18 protein-coding genes and 1 pseudogene are annotated in these 25,868 nt (G+C 40.0%); 8 read left to right on the forward strand and 11 right to left on the reverse strand.

Annotation, left to right across the window (positions count from 1 at the left end; all coding sequences use genetic code 11):
* Positions 1-36: 36 nt before the first annotated feature.
* Complete coding sequence (gene thrS / locus C2M33_RS07860) at positions 37-1,947, reverse strand: threonine--tRNA ligase (RefSeq protein WP_063705031.1); 1,911 nt, start codon at positions 1,945-1,947, stop codon at positions 37-39.
* 248 nt (positions 1,948-2,195) lie between these two features.
* On the opposite strand from thrS, the gene C2M33_RS07865 reads away from it, so the two are divergent.
* From C2M33_RS07865 to C2M33_RS07880, 4 genes are all read left to right on the forward strand, one after another.
* Positions 2,196-3,209, forward strand: coding sequence for an endonuclease/exonuclease/phosphatase family protein (locus tag C2M33_RS07865; RefSeq protein ID WP_105174179.1), 1,014 nt, complete (start codon positions 2,196-2,198; stop codon positions 3,207-3,209).
* A gap of 64 nt (positions 3,210-3,273) precedes the next feature.
* On the forward strand, positions 3,274-3,726 hold the full coding sequence (locus C2M33_RS07870) for a DUF3010 family protein (RefSeq protein ID WP_054554891.1): 453 nt from the start codon (positions 3,274-3,276) through the stop codon (positions 3,724-3,726).
* Between the two features lie 236 nt (positions 3,727-3,962).
* The gene (locus C2M33_RS07875; protein WP_105174180.1) at positions 3,963-5,678 is read left to right on the forward strand and encodes an AMP-binding protein; all 1,716 of its coding nucleotides are present in this window, start codon (positions 3,963-3,965) and stop codon (positions 5,676-5,678) included.
* A gap of 186 nt (positions 5,679-5,864) precedes the next feature.
* Positions 5,865-6,839, forward strand: a complete 975-nt coding sequence (locus C2M33_RS07880; RefSeq protein ID WP_105174181.1) for a transposase — start codon at positions 5,865-5,867, stop codon at positions 6,837-6,839.
* 240 nt (positions 6,840-7,079) lie between these two features.
* On the opposite strand, the gene gdhA is transcribed toward C2M33_RS07880, so the two are convergent.
* From gdhA to C2M33_RS07895, 3 genes are all read right to left on the reverse strand, one after another.
* On the reverse strand, positions 7,080-8,432 hold the full coding sequence (gdhA, locus tag C2M33_RS07885; RefSeq protein ID WP_105174182.1) for an NADP-specific glutamate dehydrogenase: 1,353 nt from the start codon (positions 8,430-8,432) through the stop codon (positions 7,080-7,082).
* 82 nt (positions 8,433-8,514) lie between these two features.
* Positions 8,515-9,000 carry a hypothetical protein gene (locus C2M33_RS07890; protein ID WP_105174183.1) on the reverse strand — a complete coding sequence of 162 codons (486 nt, stop codon included), beginning with the start codon at positions 8,998-9,000 and terminating at the stop codon, positions 8,515-8,517.
* Between the two features lie 2 nt (positions 9,001-9,002).
* Entirely contained in the window at positions 9,003-11,192 is a 2,190-nt protein-coding gene (locus C2M33_RS07895; RefSeq protein ID WP_105174184.1) for an LruC domain-containing protein, read from the reverse strand.
* Between the two features lie 223 nt (positions 11,193-11,415).
* On the opposite strand from C2M33_RS07895, the gene C2M33_RS07900 reads away from it, so the two are divergent.
* Positions 11,416-13,572, forward strand: a complete 2,157-nt coding sequence (locus tag C2M33_RS07900) for an ATP-binding protein (protein ID WP_105174185.1) — start codon at positions 11,416-11,418, stop codon at positions 13,570-13,572.
* Here the strand turns inward: C2M33_RS07900 and C2M33_RS07905 are convergent.
* The 3 genes from C2M33_RS07905 to C2M33_RS07915 form a co-directional block, all read right to left on the reverse strand.
* Positions 13,565-14,962 (reverse strand): M28 family metallopeptidase, encoded by a 1,398-nt coding sequence (locus C2M33_RS07905; RefSeq protein ID WP_063705014.1) that lies wholly within the window; start codon positions 14,960-14,962, stop codon positions 13,565-13,567. The two genes, C2M33_RS07900 and C2M33_RS07905, sit on opposite strands and share 8 nt — an antisense overlap.
* Positions 14,963-15,053: 91 nt before the next feature.
* Entirely contained in the window at positions 15,054-16,151 is a 1,098-nt protein-coding gene (locus tag C2M33_RS07910) for a hypothetical protein (protein WP_063705012.1), read from the reverse strand.
* Between the two features lie 43 nt (positions 16,152-16,194).
* On the reverse strand, positions 16,195-16,986 hold the full coding sequence (locus C2M33_RS07915) for a hypothetical protein (RefSeq protein ID WP_105174186.1): 792 nt from the start codon (positions 16,984-16,986) through the stop codon (positions 16,195-16,197).
* Between the two features lie 308 nt (positions 16,987-17,294).
* Here C2M33_RS07915 and C2M33_RS07920 point away from each other — a divergent pair, with 308 nt between their 5' ends.
* Positions 17,295-19,784 carry a TonB-dependent receptor gene (locus tag C2M33_RS07920; protein ID WP_158685576.1) on the forward strand — a complete coding sequence of 830 codons (2,490 nt, stop codon included), beginning with the start codon at positions 17,295-17,297 and terminating at the stop codon, positions 19,782-19,784.
* 65 nt (positions 19,785-19,849) lie between these two features.
* Positions 19,850-20,950: a tyrosine-protein phosphatase gene (locus C2M33_RS07925; protein ID WP_105174188.1), complete on the forward strand. Its 1,101-nt coding sequence runs from the start codon at positions 19,850-19,852 to the stop codon at positions 20,948-20,950.
* 23 nt (positions 20,951-20,973) lie between these two features.
* Here C2M33_RS07925 and C2M33_RS07930 read toward each other — a convergent pair whose 3' ends face one another.
* The 3 genes and pseudogenes from C2M33_RS07930 to C2M33_RS21110 all read right to left on the reverse strand — a co-directional run bounded on the left by C2M33_RS07930 (position 20,974) and on the right by C2M33_RS21110 (position 23,175).
* Positions 20,974-21,882, reverse strand: a complete 909-nt coding sequence (locus C2M33_RS07930; protein WP_063705003.1) for a sensor domain-containing diguanylate cyclase — start codon at positions 21,880-21,882, stop codon at positions 20,974-20,976.
* Positions 21,883-21,943: 61 nt separating this feature from the next.
* Positions 21,944-22,339, reverse strand: a complete 396-nt coding sequence (locus tag C2M33_RS07935) for a VanZ family protein (protein ID WP_105174189.1) — start codon at positions 22,337-22,339, stop codon at positions 21,944-21,946.
* Positions 22,340-22,342: 3 nt separating this feature from the next.
* Positions 22,343-23,175 (reverse strand): annotated as a pseudogene (locus C2M33_RS21110) (alpha/beta hydrolase).
* 156 nt (positions 23,176-23,331) lie between these two features.
* Between C2M33_RS21110 and C2M33_RS07950 the strand changes: the two are divergent.
* A complete protein-coding gene (locus C2M33_RS07950) occupies positions 23,332-25,179 on the forward strand; it encodes an ABC transporter ATP-binding protein (RefSeq protein ID WP_105174192.1) in 1,848 nt (615 codons plus the stop codon).
* A gap of 73 nt (positions 25,180-25,252) precedes the next feature.
* Here the strand turns inward: C2M33_RS07950 and C2M33_RS07955 are convergent, their stop codons facing one another.
* The gene (locus C2M33_RS07955) at positions 25,253-25,669 is read right to left on the reverse strand and encodes an MAPEG family protein (RefSeq protein ID WP_063704989.1); all 417 of its coding nucleotides are present in this window, start codon (positions 25,667-25,669) and stop codon (positions 25,253-25,255) included.
* Positions 25,670-25,868 lie beyond the last annotated feature (199 nt).

Genomic DNA, 25,868 nt, shown 5'->3' on the forward strand with positions numbered 1-25,868 from the left:
GTAGTTGGCTGTTTGTTTGCCCTACACGCTCATGCTTTATTGTCGATTTTTAATTTCTTCGCTTAATTTTGCAATGAAATCATCAACACTAAATTTGCCTAGGTCTTCACCTGTGCGAGTGCGTACTGCCACTTCTTGTTGTTCAACTTCTTTATCGCCAACAACAAGTAAGTATGGAATACGTTTTAACGTATGTTCACGGATTTTAAAGCCAATCTTCTCATTTCTCAAGTCAGCAGCGGCTCTAATTCCAAGTTTATTTAATTTTTGTACAATTTCTTGCACATAATCTGCTTGTTTATCCGTGATGTTCATGATCACTACTTGCTTTGGAGCAAGCCATGTTGGGAACAAACCAGCATACTCTTCGGTTAAAATACCGATGAAACGCTCGATTGAACCTAAAATAGCACGGTGGATCATAACCGGTGTACGACGCTCGTTGTTTTCAGCAACATAAGTTGCACCTAAACGACCTGGTAATGCAAAGTCTAGCTGTACAGTACCACATTGCCATGCACGGTCTAAACAGTCATACAGTGTGAACTCAATCTTCGGACCGTAGAACGCACCTTCACCTGGTAGGTAATCAAACTCAATGTCGTTTGCTTTTAATGCTTCTGCAAGTGCAAGCTCAGCTTTATCCCACATTTCGTCTTCACCGATACGCTTTTCAGGACGAGTAGAAAGTTTTACAACGATTTTCTCAAAGCCAAACGTTTCGTATGTGTCGTAAACCATTTTGATACATGACGATACTTCATCCATGATTTGCTCTTCAGTACAGAAGATATGCGCATCATCTTGGGTAAAGCCACGAACACGCATTAGGCCGTGTAAGGCACCTGATGGTTCGTTACGGTGACAACAACCAAACTCAGCCATACGTAAAGGTAGATCACGGTATGATTTTAAACCTTGGTTAAAGATTTGTACGTGGCCTGGGCAGTTCATTGGTTTAATTGCGTACTCACGCTTTTCAGACTCAGTTGTGAACATCGCATCTGCGTATTTGTCCCAGTGACCTGATTTTTCCCACAACGCACGGTCCATCATTAATGGGCCTTTGACTTCTTCGTAATCATACTCGCGTAATTTTTCACGAACGAAGTCTTCTAGCTCACGGTAAATGCTCCAACCATCATTGTGCCAAAACACCATGCCTGGTGCTTCTTCTTGCCAATGCCATAAATCAAGCGCTTTACCAATACGACGGTGATCACGTTTCTCAGCTTCTTCTAAACGTTTTAAATACGCTTTAAGTTGCTTTTTATCTGCCCATGCTGTGCCGTAGATACGTTGCAGCATTTTGTTTTCTGAATCACCACGCCAATAAGCACCTGCCACTTTCATAATTTTAAAGTGTTGGCAGAATTTCATGTTTGGTACGTGTGGACCACGACACATGTCGATGTATTCTTCGTGGTGATATAAACCTGGACGATCATCTTTTGCGATGTTTTCGTCTAGAATTTCCATTTTATATGTTTCACCGCGTGCTTCAAAAGTATCACGCGCTTCTTGCCAGCTTACGGTCTTTTTAACAACGTCGTAGTTTGTTTTAGCAAGTTCAAGCATACGCTTTTCGATTGCATCTAAATCGTCTTGGCTTAAAGAGTGATCCATATCGATGTCGTAATAAAAACCGTTATCGATGGTCGGACCGATTGCCATTTTTGCTTCAGGGAAAAGTTGCTTAACCGCATGGCCGATAAGGTGCGCACAAGAGTGACGGATGATCTCTAAACCATCATCATCTTTTGCAGTGATAATTTCTAAACGCGCATCTTCGGTAATTAAGTCACATGCATCAACACGGGTGCCATTTACACGGCCTGCAATAGTTGCTTTGGCAAGACCTGGACCGATATCATTTGCTACATCATATGTGCTTACTGGGTTTTCAAAACTACGCTGACTGCCGTCAGGGAGGGTAATAACTGGCATTATAAATCCTTATACAGTGGTGATGCCTACAATGCACCACATGTAATATTTTTAAATTAATTTTAAGTAACTCTGCAACGCTTTTACGAATAAGCATTGCTAATTAAGCTTGTATTTACTGAGTCTTCGCAAATACAAGCAGCTATTGTCGCCGCTCACGTACTCAAATACAAGTAATAAGAAGACTAAATTGACAATTAGTTAACTCATTTCATACTTAATGAGTTAGTACTTTTAGGGTGATCAAAATGCCACACACGCGTACGTTTAAATTTGCGACGTTTAATTTATTAAATTATACCGCGCCACCCTACTCCTTTTATCAGCTACATGAACGATACAACAATACACAATGGCAGCAAAAACAATTGTTTGTAGCTAATTTCTTAAATGAGGCAAACCCTGATGTGGTGGCGTTTCAAGAAGTGTTTAGTCAGCATGCTCTAGAAGTGCAATGCAAAGAAGCAGGCTACGATTATTTTAAAACCGTAGATAGCCCGTCCCATGATAGCCTTTATCCGCAAGTGTTATTCAATCCTGTGGTTGCCATTGCCAGTAAATACCCGTTTAAATCTGCCGATGCATTGACACCATGCCCTGAATTACTTGAGTATTTAAATAATCAGAATGAGTTCAAATTTAACCGCACGCCGATTAAATGCTTAATTGATTTACCTGATTTTGGTGAAGTATGCTTTTATGTGGTTCATTTTAAATCACAGCGCGTCCAGTCAATGGCGCATATACTTAATATCCATAACCTTGAAGATCCACTTTTGCAGTTGCTACATCAAACGGTGGGTACCATGCAGTCTCAAATCTCGCGCTCATTAGAAGCATCCATTGTTTATTATGATGCCCTTAAAACCCAACGCGAAAAGCAATGTGCAACACTTGTTATGGGGGATTTTAATGATGTACTCACCAGCCCAACTTTATCGTTTATGACTCAAGGGTTTCACCCAACTCGCTGCGAACCTTGCATAGAACATAACGAACCCGTTGTAGGTTTAACCGACAGCTATGAGTTTAGCCGCTCATTTTATGAGAATAAATCAAAGCCCTTTAGTCATTATTATCAATCAAAAGGGAATGTACTTGATTACATTCTCGCCTCTGCACATTTTAATCCTGACTGCCAAGTTTCGAAGGTTAAAGCGCTCGATTATGAAAGTTATGATAGGCATATATCACCAAGCATCCTTAGTGAAGATATTAGCGTAAGTGACCACAGTGCTATCGCTATTAAAATTCATTTTTAAAGCACCTGTTTTTCATAACGTTACTTGCTATAATTGCGCAAATTAAGTTATTTAGAGAAAGACCATGAGAACATGTGGTGTAGAAATTACAGGTAGCGACGTACTACTGTGCATTTTAACCAAAGACAATGACGTATTTGATATCCGTGATGTTAGACAAACACGTTTTACCTTAGGTAACGGTAATGACACAGAAGTAATGCGTAAATTCCAATTTGATTTCAAAAAGTTAATGGAAGATTATCAAATTGACTCTGTGGCAATCAAAGAGCGTCAAGCTAAAGGTAAATTCGCTGGTAGCGCAAAAGGTTTCAAAATGGAAACGGCTATTCAGTTAATTGAGCGCTTAGATGTACAAATTTTATCGGCAACTGAAATCAAAGAGCAGCTTAAACGCAACCCTGTGCCTATCGACTTTGAAGATACAGGCCTGAAAAAGTTCCAAGAAAACGCATTCATAAGTGCTTACGTGTACATCATGCGTAAAACTTATAAGCAAGATGAGCCAAAAGCTTAATTGCTAATTTAGTATCAAAAAGAACGTGCTACGGCACGTTTTTTTATATCCAAAACCCATTCTTTATTCTGCTTTGTTTAAATCACACTCTGTACATTAGTCTTATAAAGCTTTTCTTTGTCGACAATCTGTGTTTAGTTAATCAGGTACGCATGTTTTGAAATTATCTTAAATGATAGTTTCAATTCTTTTGCATCAAGTCCATGACAACACATTAACCGGACACGGAGAACACAATGCAGATAACGAACACACACAGTAATGCGCTTCCACTTTCTCAAAGCTATTATCAAGGCCGCACAGACATTCCTTTAATTAAAAAAACTATTGGCCAATACTTAGATGATATTGTCGACAATCACCCTAATCACCCCGCGATTGTTGTTCATCATCAACAGATCCGTTTAACTTATAAACAATATCAGCAACAGATTAATCAATTAGCAATGGGGTTATTATCGCTTGGCGTAAAACCCGGCGACCGGGTTGGTATTTGGTCTCCTAACAATATTGAATGGTGCTTAACCCAATTTGCTACAGCCAAGATTGGTGCAATTATGGTCTGCATCAACCCAGCATACCGACCAAGCGAATTAAAATACGCACTCAATAGCGTAGAATGCTCAACATTGATTACAGCGAGTGAATTTAAAGCCAGCAATTATATAAACATGCTCAATGAGCTCGCACCAGAACTTAAAGAATCTCAAGCAGGTAAATTAAATTTAACTGCCCTGCCACATCTAAAAAACATTATTCGTATTGGGGATGAGCCTGCTGCTGGCATGTTTAGCTTTAGCGATATCATGCAGCGCGCAACAGATGCCCATAAGCTAGAGCTTGATGCAATAGCTGCTACTTTAAGCTGTGACCAAGATATCAATATTCAATTTACTTCTGGTACTACGGGTAATCCAAAAGGAGCGACCTTATCGCATAAAAACATCCTCAATAACGGATTTTTGATGGCCCAAGCGATGAAGCTGACACATGAGGATAAACTCTGTATACCGGTACCGCTATATCACTGCTTTGGTATGGTGCTTGGCAATTTAGTATGTATAAGTAAAGGCGCCACCGCAGTTTTTCCGGGTGATTCATTCGACCCTAAAACAACCCTAGAAGTTGTTGAAAAGGAACGCTGTACAGGCCTGCATGGTGTTCCAACGATGTTTATCGCCGAGTTAGAGCTTAAAGATTTTGCAAACTATGACTTATCTAGCCTACGAACAGGCGTAATGGCCGGCTCAACCTGCCCTGAGCAAGTTATGCGTAAAGTTCACTCATTAATGCATATGAAAGAGGTTGTTATTGGTTATGGTCAAACTGAATGTAGCCCTATCAATAATGTAACCGAAACCGACTCACCACTCGAGAAACAAGTCACCACAGTGGGCCGTGCATTAGCTCATACTGAAGTTAAAATTATTGACGAGCTAGGTGATGTTCAAAAAGTTGGCTTACCCGGGGAAGTATGTAGCCGTGGCGCTGGAATTATGCGCTGCTATTGGAATGATGAAGAAAAAACGAAAGCAACAATAGATCAAGACGGTTGGTTACACTCAGGAGACTTAGGTGTGATGGACGAAGATGGCTTTGTTGCTATCGTAGGCCGAATAAAAGACATGATCATCCGCGGCGGTGAAAACATCTACCCTAGAGAAATAGAAGAAGTACTTTATACCTACCCCGGTATTCAAGATGCGGCCATTTTTGGTATAAGTGATGAAAAATACGGCGAAGAAGTATGTGCCTGGATCCAACCTAAAGATGATGCGGTACTTGATGAAAATGCCATTCGTGATTTCTTAAAAGATAAACTAGCCTACTTCAAAGTTCCAAAGCACATACGCTTTGTTGAAGAATACCCAATGACAGTAACAGGCAAACTTCAAAAATTTAAAATGCGCGAACAAATGCAAGAACTCCTAAGCGAAAAAGCCTTTTCGTAATCATTTGCTTGCAAAATATAACCTAATTTAAAAAGCTCAGCCCCGCCTGAGCTTTTTAATTTATTAAGAAATTTATTAAGACACCCACATTATGAATAGAAAATAATTTAGACACCCAATTTTAAATTTCTCACTTTTCAAAATTATGACTAAACTTATATTGTTCAACTCATGGAGGAGAAGAGCATGGCAACCCCACGTAGAAACTTAATTAGCGTTTCAAATACACCTTACTACCATTGTATTTCACGTTGTGTTCGTCGCGCTTATTTGTGTGGACAAGACCCACTTACGGGTCGTTCATATGAACACAGACGGGATTGGGTTGAAAACAAACTTCTTCAACTTGGCAGGATATTTTGTATTGATATTTGCGCCTACGCCGTTATGAGTAACCACACGCATTTGGTCCTTCACATCGATATAGCAAAAGCAAAGCGTTTGAATAATAAAGCGATTCTGATTAGGTGGCATAAGGTATTTAAAAGTACATTCTTATGTCAACGATTCTTAAATGGCGAATTACTAACACAAGCCGAACTCGTTGCGGTTAATGCCAGAGTTAATTTATATCGAGAACGACTCAGCAGTATTAGTTGGTTTATGCGTGTGCTTAATGAGAGCATTGCACGAAAAGCGAATCTAGAAGATGGATGCAAAGGGCGGTTTTGGGAAGGTCGCTTTAAATCACAAGCTTTACTTGATGAAGCAGCACTTGCCGCTTGCCTTGCGTATGTTGACCTAAACCCTGTAAGAGCAAAAGTGGCTGATTTACCCGAAGATTCTGACTACACCAGTATTAAATCTAGAATTAATGCAGCACAAAATAATAAACAACCAAAATCACTAATGCGCTTCGCCGATAAACCACGCAAACACATGCCTAAGGGACTGCCATTTGAGCTTGAAACATACCTAAAACTTGTAGATTGTACTGGGCGCTCAATACGAGAAAATAAGCCAGGCAAAATTTCGGAAAATTCGTTACCAATACTTGAAAGATTAAACATCTGTACTGAAAACTGGCTCACACTCACCACTTCCTTTACCCGCTCGTTTAAAAATACAGCGGGTAAAGAGCAAGCTATCACTGCTTATACAAATCACGTGAAACGAAAACGAAGAAGCTCTATAGCTAATAGCCAAGCTTTATTTTGTTGAATTTAGAGCACTTGAACTACTTTTTACTCTATTTTTTATGAATAGAAAATGTCTATCTTCTGAAAATAACTTTATCTAAAACTAAATTACCAACCCTTAAATCTGGATAATGTAAAAGAACTAAACATCATTTATATACAAAATTAGCTCAACCAAAAGCTATGACAATCTACTTTTTAGATACTAAAGTGGGTGTCTTTTTTAAAAAATGGATGTCTCTTTAACTTTAATTCCGAAAAGTTACACAACTCCTTGCTTTAACATTGCATCCGCAACTCGTTCGAAACCTGCTATATTCGCACCAAGCACCAAGTCATGTTCATTCGAGTACTTCTTAGCTGTCGTTGAAATAGTTTCAAAAATAGATTTCATAACTTGTTGAAGTTTTTCATCAACTTGTTCAGGGCGCCACTTTTGCATGCTTGAGTTTTGAGCCATTTCAAATTGACTCGTTGCAACACCACCTGCATTTGCAGCCTTGCTTGGCCCTAAAAAGACATTGTGCTCTTTAAATACTTTTAGCGCATCAGCTGTGGTTGGCATGTTTGCACCTTCACATACAACAGAGCAGCCATTTTCAACCAATGATTCTGCATCTTTTTTAGTAATTTCATTTTGTGTCGCACAAGGTAGAGCAATATCTGCTTCATATCGCCATACTTGGTGTCCATCGCTAGGGTATTGGTTTACGGGTGTAAACTCGGCATTTTTATGCTCATTCAAATAATCCCTAAGCTCAGCGCCACGCTCATTTTTTAAGTGTTTAACAAGAGCTACATCAAGTCCGTCTTTACAATATAAGGTCCCTTTTGAATCACTACAGCTAAGAATAACAGCATCGTATTGGTCAAGCTTTTCCATCAAATACAATGCTACATTTCCAGCACCAGAAACTAAGCATCGCTTACCCCTCAATGAATCACTTTTAGCGTCTAACATAGCATTCAAAAAATACGCAACACCATAGCCAGTAGCTTCAGTTCTCAGTGAAGACCCACCCATAATCTCAGGCTTACCAGTTAGTACCCCTTGAAATTGATTAGTGATCCGTTTGTATTGACCAAATAAATAACCAATTTCTCTCGCCCCAACGCCAATATCTCCTGCAGGTACATCTGTGTTAGCACCTATGTGACGGTAAAGTTCAGTCATATATGACTGACAAAAACGCATAATTTCATTGTCACTTTTTCCTTTGGGATTAAAGTCAGCACCGCCTTTAGCGCCTCCCAATGGCAAGCCGGTAAGTGCATTCTTTAAAATTTGCTCAAAGCCTAAAAACTTAACCACACTTTGATTGACACTCGGATGGAACCTCAAGCCCCCCTTATAAGGGCCTAATGTTGAGCTAAATTCAATTCTAAAACCACGGTTAACTTGCACTAAACCATTGTCATCAAGCCAGGGTACTCTAAAAATGATTTGTCTTTCAGGTTCTACTAATCGCTCAAGAATTGCTTGCTGTTGATAAACGCTATTACCTTCAATTAGCTGACTAATTGATGAAAGTACTTCTTCAACAGCTTGATAAAACTCAGGCTCATTTGAATTAGACTCTTTTACTGATTGCAGTATCTGTTGAACATATTGCATAACAAAATCCTCTTTCAAGCTGTTGAAAATATTAACTCTATTAAAATTAAACTGAATAAATCATAAAATCGATCACTCATGTTTAACGAATAGTGAACACCGCTGATTGCCCTTCTTCATGCTGCCAATAAAAACGTAGTGGCTCATTTTGAGAATCATAAAACCAAACTTCTGCCACCAGCTCTAATGCACTGTTAGCAAGCATCACAGTCGAGGTTAACTTGCTTTGCTTTAAAGGTGCGCGCAATAAGCATTGGTTGTAATCTGCTTTATTATCATCATCTTTTAAGCAGATATTTAAGTAGGCTCTGCTATCACCCATATTCAAATCTACATCTACACTCAGCTCAATTTTGCTACTTAAATCAAATTCAGGAGCAATTGTTAAGTCGACCATTGTCACAGGATCTGTACTCGTCTCTGGAGGTGATGTTTCTGGTGGCGGAGTACTTGTGGTGGGTGTCTGCGTAACCGTTGTACTTTCCGCCTTGGTTGAAGTACTACCTTCTCCACCGCCACCACACGCCGATAACATTAAGCTAATGATTACTAAAGTATAATGTTTCATGATTATTCTCCTCGTAAAATAACATTTGCAAGTTTTGCATTATTAAACCAAAGAGGCTTATCTCGTCCTGCTGATTCAGCAAATGCTCTAAAGTCACCATACGCATGTGTTATATCAACACTCTCTTTTGGGTGCGCCCATGCGCTACCAATCTCCATTGCCCAAGGTAGGCCTGTTTCTGTTTGGAAATAATAACTTTGAGCACTATTACTCGCATCATCAGAGCCATTGATTGAAAATAATTGTGCATTGAATTTTTCGGTTGGTTGTTGATTCTTAATATGAACTTCCCAACCGCGTGGGTTTTGTCCAACTAAAAACTCACCATGGTAGTGATCTTGAGCCGCAAAAATAAATGGATCTAAAGTATATTTAGGGGCTTCTATTGTTGTTACTCCACTTTGAAGTGAAACAGTTAAACTAAACGAAACTTTGCTGTTGGTATCACAGCCTGTTTCAGTTCTAAAGTAACTACAGCTTGATTGCTTATCTGTAAAATCCCATGTATCTGGCATGATAATAAAAATAGCATTCTCAACCCCTTGCTCTAAAATAGAATGTGATTGTGTTTCGCCATCTATAGTTAAATTAATTGAACTTGTATCAATCTGATTTCTTAATATTCGCTTATCAGCACCATCGGCTATCGTTTGGTACAAGCGTACTGCAAAGCCATTATGAAAATCAGCACCAATGCCAACTAATTCCCCTTCAATCTTGTAGCCCATGGCCTGGCCTTCTTTATCAATCAATGTAGTACGATAATTTACAACTAAATCGTTAAAGTCATAGTCACCAGCGAAAGGCCATTGATCTTCATAGGCAAGGGTTACCCAACCATTCTCACTTGGGTATACCAAACTGCCATAAGTGGTTACCGGATAGTCCTCCACTTCGCCGCCTGTTACCCCACCACTTGCGGTAATTGGGTTAGCTTCGCTGCCATCTGTGACACGAAAACGTGCCCATGTTGCTCCCATCACAGCATCACTCGGTACATCAACCAGCACACTGTTATCACCTTGATTTAAGCGATACTTGCTCACTGTGATTTCATCTGGATCAAACTGGAAATTTTGATCCCAATCGAACCAAGCATATAAATACCCATTATCATTAGGTGCGGTCACTATTACCTGGCTGGTAGAGCCTGCAACAAAATCAGTAACAAATCTCACACCATCATCTGAACTATCGACTGGCGATGCCTGTAAATCAGCAGGTGTGTTAATATTTTCGCCATCAACAACGGCTCCTAAATAAACTAAATTTGATTGGTCTTCATTAGGGTCAAACAAATGGCGGGCACCACTATGAGCAAGTGCTGTTTTATATGGCATGGGTGCATCACCAAAGTCGATAGAGTTATCAGTTACTTTTACTTCAGCAATAGCACAGCGTGCACCATCATTTTGATTCGATGTTGGCCCTAAGGTAAACACTGAAGCAGTAGGCGTATAACCCATTACAGGGCTGGTGCTCAAATCTACTTTATGGATTTTACCGCTGCGGTTATTACTAAAATAAAACTGGCCTTGTACATCAAAATAGCCTGCACCATTAGCACCGGTATCACCTGCTATGTCGAGGTTAGCGACAAAAGTGGGTGTCTGGTTATCTAAATTTATTTCATAGAGGTCTCCGTTTGACTCAACCGCATACAAAAGATTGCTGTGTGGATGAAAAGCAAAATCATAAATAGCTAAATTCCAGTTCGCTGAGCCTGCAACTAATTGTGCCTGATACTCGTCGGCCTCTTCAGTTAAATCAATGCCATATAAACCAAATTTAGGGTGGTATAAATAGTAAATCGCCTGATTAGTTTCACTATTTACATGAATATCACCAACATAAAAATTGGTATCTGGCAGGCCATTTATAGTCAAACGTTGTAAAACATAATCGTCACCAATACGCACAACACTTTTTGGTGCTTGTTTACTAAAGCCATACATATATTGGTCTTGATAATTAAAGCCAACCGCATTAACGCTGTCGTTATTCGTTTCTGTTGAAAAATCCATTGACGCTGCAAGCACGGTGGTTTTGGCTGATACCAGGTCAACGCCATACATTTGCGCAGGCGAACCTTGAATTAAAAATGCCTTACTTGGGCACTGTTCAAATGGTGCTGCACTTACGAAGCCAGTTGCAAGTGCGGTTATTAGGTAAGCGGGTAAGTTACTTTTCATAATTACACTCTCCTGTGGATGTGTTATTACTCAAAGCAGTAACCATTCCAAAATACAACTCATTCTAAAACAAGACGTTATGAACAATTGGGCTGAGTATTTGCAAGATGCAAGAGGCATAGTTGCATAATGCAATTCTTTTTAGCTATAAAAGCAAATCATTCCCACTTAAAAGAATGACATGCTAGACTAGTTAGGAATAAAAATAATAATAAACCCCACTATGAAACTTAAAGCCTCTGTAATTCTGTACTTTGCCTTATCAATGAACAGTGCTTTTGCATCAACACTGCAACACAACATTGATGAAGCCAGAACAATCAGTGACTACCAAAAACGATATGACTATTTAAAAGCCATCGATAAAAAGCTTATTGAGTCCGCCAGCCTTGCAGAACAAGTCAGTTTTAACGTTAGATTAATTCACGTTCACATACACCTCGGCCAATTTCAACAAGCGCAAACTATTATTGATGAACTTGAAGCAAGCCCTAAATACAAAAGCGACGCCCCCATTTACAGCGAGTTATATCTTGCAAAAGCCCGCCTCGCCTACAGAGAAGGTGACTTAGTATCTGCAATCAATTTATCGCAACAAAATGTCGCCCTGTTTCAGCGTTTACAACTTATCGATTATGAAATTGATGCCGTGGCGAGCCTTGTCAGTGCTTATCATAATGCAGGCGAGTATCAAGCAGCCTTGAACTTGCTTGAGGTTTATATACACGACAAAAATCGTGAATTAACTTTAAAACAAAAAGAAATGCTCTACCATGGTTATTCGCGTAATCTTGAGCAGTTAGACCGGTTTACGCTTGCTCTAGAATATAAGCTAAAACGCCGTGAAGTTATTCAGCAGATGTCACCGTCCATCTCATTACAAGCAGGCATAAGTTATTCAATTGCCCAAAGTTATTTAGATTTAGAACAATACGAAAAAGCAAAGAGCGAATTTATTATAGCCCTTAGTTTTGATAGGCAAACGGGTTCACTTTCTGATATCGGACATAGTTTAGTTAAACTATCCCAATGCGAATATGGGCTAAAAAACTACAATGCAGCACTTGAATACGCACAAGAGGCTCAACAGGTGTTCGCAAGTTATAACAGCACACGAAATACTGCCTGGGCAAACCATAATATTGCGATAAATTTGCTCGAAGTCGATAAAGCAACTCAGGCATTAACCATTGAAAAACAAGTGATCACTGAACTCAAGCAAGACGATCACTTATATATTGATGTATTACTCACATTAGCAAAGCTATACATTGGCTCTACTGAGCACGAACAAGCTAAACATTTTGCTGAGCAAGCCTACAAGTTAAGCAACCAAAAAAATAAGCTGCAAAAGCAAATCACAGCCCTAGAACATTTGATCACTGTGGCAGTACAACAAGCTGATTACAAACAGGCATTTTCGTACCAACGGACTATTACAGAGCTTGAAAAAGGCTTTGCCCGCAACAACTACAATCAACGTTTAGCGGAGCTGCAAAACTCCATTACGATGCGCGACCGCGATTTGGCCATTCAAGATTTAAAGCTCCAAGACAATGAAAAAAGCCAAGCAATTGCTTCACAGCGCCAAACTATCTTATACAGCATTTTATTATTTAGCCTTCTTTTAGCTGTAATGGGCATTGCTTTATTACGAGTAAGACAAAGAAAACAGCTTATTGAACAGCGCCGAAATTATCTAGATAAACAAATCAGTCAACGTAGTAAGTTATTATCACAAGTTGCTCACGAGTTAAGTGGTCCATTAACCGGGTTGCGCTTACACCTTGAAACGCTCCAAGCAGGCTTAACTCAATTTAATGAGCTTACATACGAAAAACTCAACCAAAAAATCACCGACATGGCAACTTTAGTCACTGATTTAAATAAAATTTCACTTTTAGAGCAAAGTAGCTTTCAGCTCAACGTAACAACAATTAATGCAGCTGAGTATTTCCAAAGCTTACACGCAGATATGCTGATCCAGCTTGATAAATTTGAAGTGAGATTCTCACAAAATGTTGCTGATGAATTAAACTTTGAGTGCGATGCAACACGGCTTTCACAGTTATTTGCAAACTTAATCAGTAATTCACTTAAGTACACAAATCACCCTGGTAAGATTACTTTGACGATTAGCCAAAACCAAACACAGCTTTTAATCTGCTATGAAGATTCAGCCCCTGGTGTCAGCGATGAAAGTTTAGCAAAGATTTTTGACCATCTTTATAGAGTACCAGACTTAAAAACGGTTAAACAGTCAGGCTCAGGCATTGGGCTTGCGATAGTAAAACAAATTGTCGAAGCCCATAACTGGCATATTACAGCTGTTCATAGCGAACTGGGTGGTGTCCGCTATGACTTAACGATTCCTATTTAGTTGATTTGTCTGGCCATTCAAACGCGCCAACATCACCAGGAAAAACAACCGGTGATTCAATACCGTCTTTGTTTACAGCGGCAACACCAAAATAGTAGTTATCGATAACAACATTTTTCAGTGTTGCTTCGGTGACGTTGCCAACATCGCGGCTAAATTGCCATTGTGGCTCACTGGTGTAACGCCAATAAATTTTATAACTGACCACCGTTGGATCATCACTTTTATGCCACGCTAATGTTGTACTTGGCTTTACAGCACCTGAAATACTAACACCCGTTGGCGGCGCTGGAGCCCACGCCATTGAAGCCATCGTCACTGCATTAAGTGACGTTAATTTCGCCGCATAGGCAAAATCAACATGGTCAATAGTATCACCGTAGGTAATGCCATCTTCAGTACGCAAGTCTTGATGCTGTTGATTATAATTTTCGTTGGTTTCCATTATACGCACAGCGGCAAAGCCAACATCGTTAAATGGACGGTGATGCCCTCCTCGACCAAAACGATCGAGTCGATATACCAACATGGTATCCAGATTTTCAATGTAGCGATCTGCGATTGTATCTATGTAACGCGCAAGGTTACGACTTGCAGAGTCAACTTCACCACCGGTAAAACGGCGTTTATGGGCTTGCTCTTTGGTTTCTATAACGCGAGTGCCTTCAGAGAAGATACGTGCAGTTGTGTTATCTGTTACCCCATTAATGCCAGTTGAATTACCAATCATGTCGTTGTTTAAAACACCATGAACACGCCAATTATGCTCTTGTGCATATTTAGCTAAAATTTTACCGCCAAACAAGCCTTGCTCTTCACCAGATAAAGCTGCATAAACAATTGAGCCATTAAATTTATACTTTGATAAAACACGCGCCGATTCCAGAACGCCAGCCACACCAGATGCATTATCGTTAGCCCCTGGCGCATCTGAGGTATAGTCCATTACATCAGACACTCTCGAGTCAATATCACCCGACATCATAACCATTCGGTTCGCATCAACTTGACCGCGCTGAATAGCCACAATATTGACCACTTCAACCGGGTTTGGAATACGCTTTTCACCGGATATAGTGTCTTTTACTTCGATGATTTCTAGGCAGTTACCGCAGGCTTTAGAAATCGCCTCAAACTCAGACTTGATCCAACGTCTTGCAGCACCAATACCACGTTTATTTGATTTCGTCTCAGATAGAGTATGGCGAGTGCCAAAATCAACCAGCGTTTGAATATCTTGCTCTATACGTGCTTTAGAAACGGCATTTGCAATATCATGCAAAGCTTGTTGATCTTTATATTGAGGTGTTGTGGCATGAGCTGCCGAGATCAATAACAGCGATGAGCTAAACAAAGCACCCGTTGTTGTTATTTTTTTACGCTTAAACATAGTTTCACTCCTTCAATGAATCATTAAAGGCTAACTAATATTTCATTTCGCGCAATAGTTATGAGTTAGAAAACAAATTACTAGGTTAAAACTACGGGCCAAGCTTTAATTTAGACGCTGGTAACTTCAAGCTATAACGATAGCGAGCAGTTCGCTCGTCCCTTTCACTATCAAAAAGATAATCACATGCCAATCCTTCAAGCACGCGTTGCAGCTCAGTTTTAATTTTATTGCGGTTTTGATCTAAGGTTTTGCCTTTTAAGCCTTCATCAAGATCACGTATCGCTTTTTGGTGACCACCATACTGCTGCATTAATTTGGCTAGCTGCTGGCCATTTTTATGATCAGGTTTACCCTGTGGCGGATTTAAATAAGCAGGCTCGGCTTCAAACTTTCTTTTTGCATACCAAAAATAATAAAGTAAAGGTGTCTTTGAAAGCCGGATGGGCACACCATGAATAATTACTTGCTGATTTGCTAAGTCAAAGCATAACGCATCATCAGCCTCTGCTGCTTTTAATGCTTGTTCAATGTTTAAACCTTGCTTTAGGGCTATGCTAAACCAACATTGTTGCTGCTCTTTAATCGATGCCAATTGTAATTCTTGCTGTGCCGTTAAACCCTTTATTAAACCCTGTTGCTTTAAACCATCAAACCAGCGTAACTCTTCAATAGCTGTGCTTAACTTATCTTTCCCAGAGTTTACTGCATCAGGTATAGATACTTTTTGCCTGAAAGGTTGAAACTTAAAAATAAGCGTGAACAAATAATCAATAAGTAGACCTAGTGCAGTAAATGCACCTGCCCAAAATGCCACCAGCCAGTAGTTAAAGTTAACCGAGCTATCAATGCTTGCATAGAGAGTGTGATTACCAAATTGCCAGTTAAGTGTGTTACTTCCTGAAAGCTTTGTTTTACTTAGGTTTAACTCAGCTACAGTCAAAGAGGCCACTAAGTCAACCGGTAGCTTTGATACAAAAGTAATGTCATGTAAATCATCTACTAGTGAGTGGCTCATGCGCGAAAGTTCTTGGCTTTCATCTATGGCATTATTGAGTGAAGGGTTAACCACCTGAGGAAGCTGCTCTGCAAGTGTCATCATTAGTTGCTGCTTAGCATTTTGGCCAGATAAATAAATCAGCCCAACAAAAATAAGTAAAAATAATACAAGGGCTTTTAAGTAATTCATCTTAGCCCCTTATCGAGACTATAAGGATGCGTGGTATGAACCTTTAACAACCTGACTGATATTGCTGTAAATAGGTTACAAGCGACGGCGCTAAATCAGCATATTGATCATTAAGGTACCAAGATAAGGTTGATGAAACATGCTGTAAAGGCTGTGTTTTTGAAGCTGGCCAACGCTTTAATTGCCCATGGTGACCGACACTCGGAATAATATCGAGTTTTTCTGCCAAGAAGTCATTAACCAAACTTTCTCTATTTGGGTAAAAAACCAATTGTGCATTATCAAGCCCTTGACCAAACTGTTTTAATTCACTCATAGGGGCTAAATAACCAGACTCACTGCGCTTGTCTTCGAGTAAACCTATTCGTTTATTCTTTAATGAATTTGCTGAAAGCTGCATATTGTCTTGATGTGAAAACCATGAAATCTGATAACTTGGCAAGCTTAATATTGCTGTATAAAAATCATCCCAATTTGGCAGTAGACCACTTAAGGCATAATCACGATTTAGAAAAAGCGCATAATTGTCACTGAGTAATTGTTCTGTACTTAGCATTTCTCTGGGTTGCCAATACACAGTGACAGTTTCAAAACTCTGCTTAGCGAGCAACGTATCGCATAAGGTCTGCGCAAACTCTTCAACCTGCCAATTAGTCGGCATATAAATATGAAAATGCTTTTTACCGCTCGTATTTTTTACTTTGCAGCTGTAACTGTATTGCTCTTTTAAAACCACAGGCTCAATTGTTTGCTGGCTTAAAAACACCATGGCAGGCAGTAAAACCAGTGTGGCAATAAGCAGTCTTAAAATAGTGAAAACAAAATTACGTGGCATTTTTTATTGTTAAAGGTGTCTTTTAAATGACTAATTTATAGCATTTGTATTACAAACTTATGAAAAACGATTGGGTTAGTTTATTTGTCATAAAAACATCAAATTTAACCTTTCATGTCCCCTTATTTGGTTAAGTAAATTAACTAAAAAGACATCTCTAAAATTTACCAACTCATTGTTTAATAAACACTAAAATTTAAAAGATATCCCTGTTTTTTATAACGATGCCAGTTTAACCAAACTGCAATATTTCTATTCCATTCTTTGCCCAACTTTTTAAAACATCCAAAATAACCCGGAGTATTCAAGTGACACCATTTGCTCGAAATCGATTAGCGGCTTGCGTAGTACTTGCCTGTTCATCGTCGTATAGCTATGCAGCACAGACAAACGACTATAACGAAATAGAAGAAGTCGTTGCTGTTGCATCCCCTATAAAAGACAGCCAAAAAGCAGCTATCATGGCAAAGCAATCTGCCTCTAACTTTGTTGATATTGTCGCTGCTGATACCATTGGCCGCTTTCCTGACCAAAACTTAGCAGATTCATTAGGTCGCGTTCCGGGCCTTGCTATCGAACGCGATCAAGGCCAAGCCCGCTATATAAACTTTCGCGGTGCACCATTTCGTTACACCACAATTGCCATAGATGGCATGACCATTCCTGGCGCTGAAAATGGCCGTATTCCGCGTTTTGACAGCTTCCCGTCTGTTATTACTAGTCGTTTATCTGCCAATAAAGCAATTATGCCTGATATGCCAGGCGAATCGATTGCTGGTTTTATTAATATCGAAACTTTTAACCCGTTTGATGTCGAGGGTTTCTCACTAGCCACTGATGTAGGTTTAGGTAATCAAGCATTAGGAGATGGTGATATTAGTAAGTTTTCAGTGCGAACGTCATGGTCAGGCGAAAATGTAGGTATTAGTTTATTCGCATCACAAAACAGCCGTGAACAAATCACGGATAACCGCGAATTCGACTTAGAACAAGTGGATTCAGAGCTTCTAGTTAACGAACTTGATATGCGTAGCTATAAAGTAAAACGTGAAGACGAAGCCTATGGTGGCCGATTTGAATATCGTCCGAGCGATTCAATGAACCGTTTTTTCTTTAGTACGCTGTACAGCAAATTCCAAGATCATGAAGAGCGCAACCAGTATGTGTTTGATTTTGCAGGCGGTGCAGAAGCTACGGGCAGCAATCTAGCTGCCGGTGAAACAGGCACAGGTCTTGCCATGGTAAGCCGCTCTTTAGAGTATGGTTTATATGAAAACTCAACATGGACCAACACACTAGGCGCTGATCTCCAGTTAGGTGATTGGTTTTTAGAAGCGCGTACAAACTTCACAAAAACCGAAAACGATGTGTTTTTACCTCTGCCTTACAGTTTATATGGCGCTGCGGTCGCAAGCTATGATGTATCAGATATTAACGACCCTCTTGTCACACTTGCACCAGGCACTTCACTTAACGATATAGACTATGGCTACGAAATGCTGCTGGTTTACGGCAGTGCGTTATCGATTGATAGCCTGCAATTTAAGCTAGACGCAGAAACCGACTTTGCTTTCGCAGGGCTTAACAACACCTTTAAAATGGGGCTCGGCCATGACCAGCGTGAAGCACAGGGCTATGGCACAAATGGTGGCATGGCATCACTTTATGGTATTGACCCAAGTGACTATGTAACTGAACAAGCGTGGCATACTGATTTCACAAACAGCATTAACGGCACTTACTACGATAATAAACAGCTGAGAGCTGATTTAGAAAGCGCATCAGGTGGTCTTACGGTCACCCCAGATAACGCCAGCAAAATCAATATTGATGAAAACATCACTACAGCCTATGCCATGGTAACCAACCAATTCAAATGGGGTTCTTTAGTCAGTGGTGTACGTATCGAAAGTACTGACTACACCAGCAGTGGTCCAGAAGGAGAACATTCTGATACCTTCACCGAAGTATTACCGAGTGTGAACTTAAATATTGATTTATCTGATCAAGTAAAATTCAGAGCCGCACTTTCAACGGGTATGAGCCGCCCTACTTACAATGAATGGCGCGCATCAGCCTCGATTGATACCACAGAGCAAACCATCTCAGGGGGTAATCCGTTCTTAGAGGCTGAGTCTTCATATGGCGCTGATATGTCATTAGAGTGGTATGCAGGCGATGCAAGCCTTGTTGCAGTAGGCGCTTTCTACCGACACATTGACGATGTAATTTATGCGGATACGACCTATGTAGATGCAGGTAACTACATCAGTGAGTTTGCCGGTGAACAATGGAAATACACAGGGTTTGTCAATGGTGACGAAGGTCACTTCCAAGGTATCGAGCTTAACTTTATTGGCCAAGCCAGTGATTTTATCTCTGAAAGTTGGGATGGTTTTGGTTTCTCTGCCAATCTAACCCTCTTAGACAGTGAATTTACCACGCTTTCAGGAAGCAGCTTTAGTTTACCGGGCACATCAGACATGATTTTTAACAGCTCCGTTTACTATGAAAACGACCTATTCTCTGCGCGATTAAATTATCAGTATCGTGATGATTGGTTATCAACAACAGAAAACGACAGCATGGGTGAATATTGGGCTGCACAAACTCGTTTAGACCTTTCACTGAGTTACACATTAGCAGAGCCTGTGTATGGTTCAGATGTGAGTTTTTACGCCAACATCAACAACCTTACCGATGAAATTGACGTGCGTTACATCGGTACAGAAGCCACTCCTAACCAAATTGAACGCTACGGCCGCCGTTATATGGCGGGTGTTCGCATCAACTTCTAACCTACTTTTGAATTTACCGCTCAGAGTTTAATCGCTCTGAGCCGAGTAATAACTAAGGAATAACCATGAAAACAATCTTTAAAAAAATTGCCATTGCTGCGTTAGTCTCATCAACACTTACAGCGTGTACAGCAACTGCGCCTAAAGTCGCTATTGAATCTGCACAGACTAATTTTAATAATGAAAACTACCAAATTAGCTGGCAGCAAAATATCCCTGCAGCTGTTGATGTGCTGGTATCAACAACACCCGATTTAACGAATGCAATACTCATTGCTGATGATATTACTACCAATGTATTTAATTGGTCACCTAACAATGAACATCAGCGTTACTACTTTTTTGTAAAACCAGAGAATGGTGAAGCAACTATGACCACAACGCGACTAATTCCACTTGAAGGTGGCCGTAACTTCCGTGACTTAGGCGGCTACAAAACCCAAGATGGCCGTACTGTAAAATGGGGCAAAATCTACCGTTCTGGTGTTTTAGCGAATCTAACAAACGACGACTATGCGCTTATCAATAGCTTAAATATCGATACACTTGTTGATTTTCGTGCTAACTCAGAGCGAGATTCAGAAGTCACGGTGTGGGCTGCTGATAAGGTTGAAATCATCGACCGTGACTACGAAATGGACTTTGATATGGGACAAATTGGCAAAGTACTTCGTGACCCTAACCTAAGCCGTGAAAAGCTCGAAAATGTCATGGTACAAATGTATCCGCGAATTGTAGAAGACCAAAAACAAAACTACACACAGATGTTCGACCGCTTAGTAAACAAAGACGGCGGTTTATTGTTTCATTGTACGGCAGGAAAAGACCGTACGGGTATCAGTGCTGCATTGATTTTAACTGTGTTAGGTGTTGATCAGCAGACAATTATGAATGACTATCTTGCATCAAACGACTACCTCAATTTTGAAACTATGCTTGCCAAAGACACAGGCAAAATGGACCCAAAATATGCAGCTATGATGCAGTTTTTTGCCAGCCTACCAAAAGAAGTAGCGATGCCACTAAAAGGGGTTACTCAGCCTTTACTTGAATCTGCAATTGAGAGCATGGAGCAGCAACACGGAAGCGTACTTAATTACATTCAAGCTGAATTAGACGTAAGTGATGAAGACATTCAAATCCTGCGTGCTAAGTACTTATTGTAAATAAGACTGCATTCACTCCAAAGTTACCCTGTGTTTTTAGCGCCGGGTAACTTTATTCCATCATTATAAAACACCATGCGATTACCCCCTTCATACTTTGCTTTGTACATGGCTTTATCGGCACACTGAATGAGATATTCTGCGTCACCATAATGCTCAGGGAATAGTACGGCACCGATACTTGGCGAGTAAATAAGCTCGGCATCGTTATAAATTAAGGGTTGGCAAATCTCGGTTATTAATTCATCAACCATTTCGATGACGTCTCTTTTATGTTTAATGCTATTGAGGATCACTACAAACTCATCGCCCCCTAAGCGCCCTACACTGTCTTCTTTTTTTAAGACATGACGAATACGCATGGCAATGGTTTTTAAGAGTTTGTCGCCAGCGCCATGACCATGAATATCATTAACTTGCTTAAAGCCATCAATATCGATAAACAGTACTGCAATCACCGTTGAAATGGTATTCGCAATCGACAATGATTCCTCGAGCTGGGTGGTTAAGAAACTGCGGTTGGGGAGATCGGTCAGAGGGTCGTGCCCTGCCATATAAATCAGTTTTTGTTCGAGCTTTTTTTGCTCTGTAATGTCATAAGCAATAGCCACTCTAACTTGCTTTTCTTTTGACCAATAAACAGACCACAAAACATGCACTACTCTGCCATCTTTTCTAACCCAGCGGTTTTCAAACCGTGGATGCTGATCATTGACCACAATTTGATTAATGGCATTGATGGTTTTGGCTCTGTCTTCTGGATAAACAAAGTCCAACATGTTTCTATTGATGGCTTCTTCTGGCGCGTATCCGAAAATTGTTTCAAAGGCTGGATTAGTAAAAAGTAACGTGCCTTTGGCATCAACTACGCATACTGCATCGAGTAGAAGCTCAATAATGTCTGACAAGTAATCCGATGTATCTATGTTCATACGCAACTTTTAAGCTAGGTCTACACTGAGTATAGACGAAACCTAACAAGTCACTGAAAGTTTAGACCTTAATTGGATATAACTTTTTACAAAGCCAAGCTGAAAAAGCACTGAATACGGCAATACCCGCAAAGTCAGCAATTAAATCGACAAAGTCTAGTGTTCGAGATTCGACAAAATGCTGGCTTAGCTCTTCTAAAATCACAAATGTACTAACAATCAACACAGCTAAATAAATAGGACGCCCTGCAACGTTCATTGTTTTAAATTTAAAGGCAAGGTTGATGAATAATGTGAGTAGTCCAAATAAGCAAAAATGCCCCAACTTATCACCGTAAGGAATAGCCGCAACGAGTTCGAAAAACACCGACTTTTGCCCAGTATTGGCAAGATAAATAACCCAACCAATAAAACCAAAAAAGCTGATAGCAATTAACACAAGAATACGTTGAAACATCTTTTATGGCGCCATATGTGAGGTTAAAAATAAAAATTGATAGGCAATCACTTTATTCCAATAGTGCCAGTCATGAATACCCGGACGCTCAACATAGTCATGGCGGATACGCATTTTTAACATCGCTTGATGTAGCGCTCGGTTTTGCTCAATAAAAAAGTCATCGATACCAATATCAAGCATAATTGGTAAGATATCAGCGCCTTTTTTCCATGCCGTATTACCTGCAGCTATTTTATGAAGGTTGTTAATAATGGCAATGCTATCCCATTTTTCTTTGTTTTCAGCATAACTGCCGAGTACTTTTGCAAGGTCAAACTCTGCACTAAAGGGCCTAACATCAACCCCAGCAGATATCCCAGAAACTGCTGCAAACTGGTCCGGGTGATTTATTGCAATGTGCAAAGCACCAAAGCCACCCATCGATAAACCAGTGATTGCACGGCCACTTTTAGACCGATTGGTCGAATACTTGGAATCGATATAATTTAGTAAATCGTCTGTGATGTAGGTTTCGTATGCGAATTTTTGTCGATATCAGAATCGAGATACCACGAACCGAAGTTACCATCTGGGTTAACTATGATGACATCATATTGGTCTGCCAGTTTTTCTATGTTTGTCAGCTTAGTCCAATCGCTGTGATTACCACTGTAACCGTGTAATACATAGATAACATTGTACTTTTTTGAGTCTTGATAGCCATCCGGTAATGTCACCGTTACAGGTTTTTCGATGGCAGTTTTTTTACCCTTAAATATGTGGGTATCGGTTTGGTAGGCACAAAGTGGTAAGCTGAAAACGAGGGACAGCGTACAAAGCAACTTTTTCATCATTAATTCCTTTTTCTTATTATATTTTCATTTCTCATACTAGATGTAAATAACTGAATAGTTGATAGATTTTAATCTTAGTTTTTAAATTAAATGAACTGCTAAAAAACCACTCAAATGGTATAGTAAGGCCACTTTGATTTTTAAAAAGCGTCGTGTATGTATCGTTTATTTGAGCGGATGACTAATCCGTTTCCTAAAGAACAACCTTCTCAACCGCCTAATAGCTTATTTGCTTTTTGTCGTCATTATACCCGTGGCATGGAGCTTTCATTGCTGCTGATGTCGTTAAGTGCCGCAGCACTCGCTATTTTAGAAGTATCGCTATTCAGTTACATGGGCCAGCTTGTCGATTGGCTTGGTCAATATACCCCAGATACCTTGTTTGTTGAGCAGCAGGCTGAACTGACAAAAATGGCAATTATGTTGCTGGTGGTGTTACCTATTGTCGTGTTCTTTCACTCAGCGGTATTACATCAAGCACTGCTTGGCAACTACCCTATGTCTATCCGTTGGTTAGCCCACCGTTATTTGCTTCGCCAAAGTGTTAGTTTTTATCAAAACGAATTTGCTGGCCGTATTGCGACAAAAGTGATGCAAACCTCATTAGCTGTTCGTGAATCAGTGATGAAATTGCTCGATGTACTTATGTATATCGTGGTCTACTTTGGCGCTATGGTGTTTTTGGTCGCAGAATCTGACTGGCGTTTAATGTTGCCATTATTGATTTGGCTGGTTTTATACGCCGCTATTCAAATGTATTTTGTACCTAAGCTAAAAAAAGTAGCCAGCTCGCAGGCTGATGCACGCTCAGAAATGACCGGCCGTGTGGTGGATAGTTACACCAATATTTCTACTATCAAATTGTTCTCGTACACGCAGAGAGAAGAACAATATGCAAAAGACAGCATGGATGTGTTTTTACAGCCGGTATACAAGCAGATGCGCTTAGTTACTAGCCTAAACTTCTCTATTAACACGCTAAATTATTTATTGGTATTCAGTATTGCAGCCCTCTCTTTGTATCTATGGTCAATTAGTGCCATAAGTGTTGGCGCAATCGCCATAGCGGTAAGTTTATCACTGAGATTAAACGGCATGGCACAGTGGATCATGTGGGAGATCAGTAGTCTATTTGAAAACATTGGTACTGTTGCTGATGGTATGAAAACGCTATCAACACCGATTGAAGTGGATGATAAAGAAAACGCGAGTACCCTTGCAGTTAATAATGGGTCGATAAGCTTTGATAATGTGCAATTTAACTATGGTAAAGCTGCCAACGAAACCCATCGCGGCCCTGTTATCAATGGTTTAAATCTAGACATCAAACCGGGTGAAAAAATAGGTTTAGTGGGTCGCTCTGGCGCAGGTAAATCTACCTTAGTTAATTTATTACTGCGCTTTTATGATGTTGACTCGGGCACAATTCGCATTGATGGCCAAAACATCGCTGAGGTAAGCCAAGAAAGTTTACGTAAGCACATAGCGATGGTGACGCAAGATACCTCGCTGTTACACCGCTCAGTAAAAGATAATATTCTATATGGCAGGCCCGATGCTACTGAAGATGAAATGCTCGCTGCAGCAAAACAAGCGAAGGCGCTTGAGTTCATCGAAGACCTTGAAGACAGCAAAGGTAATAAAGGCTTTGCCGCACAAGTTGGTGAACGCGGCGTGAAGCTTTCTGGTGGTCAACGTCAACGTATTGCTATTGCACGTGTCCTTCTAAAAGATGCGCCAATTCTTATATTGGATGAAGCAACCAGTGCCCTTGATTCTGAAGTAGAAGCTGCAATTCAAACTAGCTTAGACGATTTAATGACGGGTAAAACAGTGATTGCCATTGCGCACCGCCTATCAACTATTGCGCAAATGGACAGACTTATTGTACTTGATGAAGGTGGCGTGGTTGAACAAGGCTCTCACGAGCAATTAATCGCCCAAGGTGGCATCTATGCTGCCCTATGGTCACATCAAACAGGTGGCTTTATTGGCGTTGAGTAGCTAGGTTTTCACTATTAAAAAAGGCATTGAATGAATTTTCGTTCAATGCCTTTTTTATTGTTAGCAATGCTGTTTAAATCAAACGTAAACCAATCATAACTAGCATCACACTATTTGCCAAAGCAGCGATTAAAAAGAAATAGCTGCGTGGGCTTGGGTTCTTCTCAGTAGCCACACCATAATACAGCAGCATATGAATGATTCTGGCTATCACATACATCCAAATACACAGTGCAAATGCACTACTGTTCAAGTTTAAAAAGAACCCCAGAAATACGGTACCTAAAAATAACGGGCTATTTTCTAATGTATTCATAAATGTGCGATGTGAACGAAAAACAAAGCTGTCATGGCTTAATGAGTTATCGAGTTTACCAGGCACTGCATTGGGTTGTTTGGCTTTAGTGACAGAAGCAATTATCCACTGAATAGTCAGCATAATTAGATAAACATACACAGCTGCGTATGCTGAAAAAGTAAGTTCAGGCATTTTCATTTCCTTTTGTATAACAACATGAATGCCTATCCCTTGCAAAAAACCAACCAAACCACAAATTAAAATAACTTACTGATTTTAAATGATTATCTATTTATTGAAAACTATGTATGCAGTGCCACTGCTACCCACTTTATATAAAATTTACAGAGTGGATTGGTATTAGTTAACACGCGAACTTTACGCGACTCAC

Origin of the sequence: Pseudoalteromonas sp. T1lg122, assembly GCF_002964825.1 — a bacterium.
GTDB lineage: Bacteria > Pseudomonadota > Gammaproteobacteria > Enterobacterales > Alteromonadaceae > Pseudoalteromonas > Pseudoalteromonas gelatinilytica.

What these genes read in the sequence shown, in the direction of transcription:
- thrS (WP_063705031.1), bottom strand. Translation starts at nt 1,947, where the DNA reads ATGCCAGTTATTACCCTCCCTGACGGCAGTCAGCGTAGTTTTGAAAAC.
- C2M33_RS07865 (WP_105174179.1), top strand. Translation starts at nt 2,196, where the DNA reads ATGCCACACACGCGTACGTTTAAATTTGCGACGTTTAATTTATTAAAT.
- C2M33_RS07870 (WP_054554891.1), top strand. Translation starts at nt 3,274, where the DNA reads ATGAGAACATGTGGTGTAGAAATTACAGGTAGCGACGTACTACTGTGC.
- C2M33_RS07875 (WP_105174180.1), top strand. Translation starts at nt 3,963, where the DNA reads ATGCAGATAACGAACACACACAGTAATGCGCTTCCACTTTCTCAAAGC.
- C2M33_RS07880 (WP_105174181.1), top strand. Translation starts at nt 5,865, where the DNA reads ATGGCAACCCCACGTAGAAACTTAATTAGCGTTTCAAATACACCTTAC.
- gdhA (WP_105174182.1), bottom strand. Translation starts at nt 8,432, where the DNA reads ATGCAATATGTTCAACAGATACTGCAATCAGTAAAAGAGTCTAATTCA.
- C2M33_RS07890 (WP_105174183.1), bottom strand. Translation starts at nt 9,000, where the DNA reads ATGAAACATTATACTTTAGTAATCATTAGCTTAATGTTATCGGCGTGT.
- C2M33_RS07895 (WP_105174184.1), bottom strand. Translation starts at nt 11,192, where the DNA reads ATGAAAAGTAACTTACCCGCTTACCTAATAACCGCACTTGCAACTGGC.
- C2M33_RS07900 (WP_105174185.1), top strand. Translation starts at nt 11,416, where the DNA reads ATGAAACTTAAAGCCTCTGTAATTCTGTACTTTGCCTTATCAATGAAC.
- C2M33_RS07905 (WP_063705014.1), bottom strand. Translation starts at nt 14,962, where the DNA reads ATGTTTAAGCGTAAAAAAATAACAACAACGGGTGCTTTGTTTAGCTCA.
- C2M33_RS07910 (WP_063705012.1), bottom strand. Translation starts at nt 16,151, where the DNA reads ATGAATTACTTAAAAGCCCTTGTATTATTTTTACTTATTTTTGTTGGG.
- C2M33_RS07915 (WP_105174186.1), bottom strand. Translation starts at nt 16,986, where the DNA reads ATGCCACGTAATTTTGTTTTCACTATTTTAAGACTGCTTATTGCCACA.
- C2M33_RS07925 (WP_105174188.1), top strand. Translation starts at nt 19,850, where the DNA reads ATGAAAACAATCTTTAAAAAAATTGCCATTGCTGCGTTAGTCTCATCA.
- C2M33_RS07930 (WP_063705003.1), bottom strand. Translation starts at nt 21,882, where the DNA reads ATGAACATAGATACATCGGATTACTTGTCAGACATTATTGAGCTTCTA.
- C2M33_RS07935 (WP_105174189.1), bottom strand. Translation starts at nt 22,339, where the DNA reads ATGTTTCAACGTATTCTTGTGTTAATTGCTATCAGCTTTTTTGGTTTT.
- C2M33_RS07950 (WP_105174192.1), top strand. Translation starts at nt 23,332, where the DNA reads ATGTATCGTTTATTTGAGCGGATGACTAATCCGTTTCCTAAAGAACAA.
- C2M33_RS07955 (WP_063704989.1), bottom strand. Translation starts at nt 25,669, where the DNA reads ATGCCTGAACTTACTTTTTCAGCATACGCAGCTGTGTATGTTTATCTA.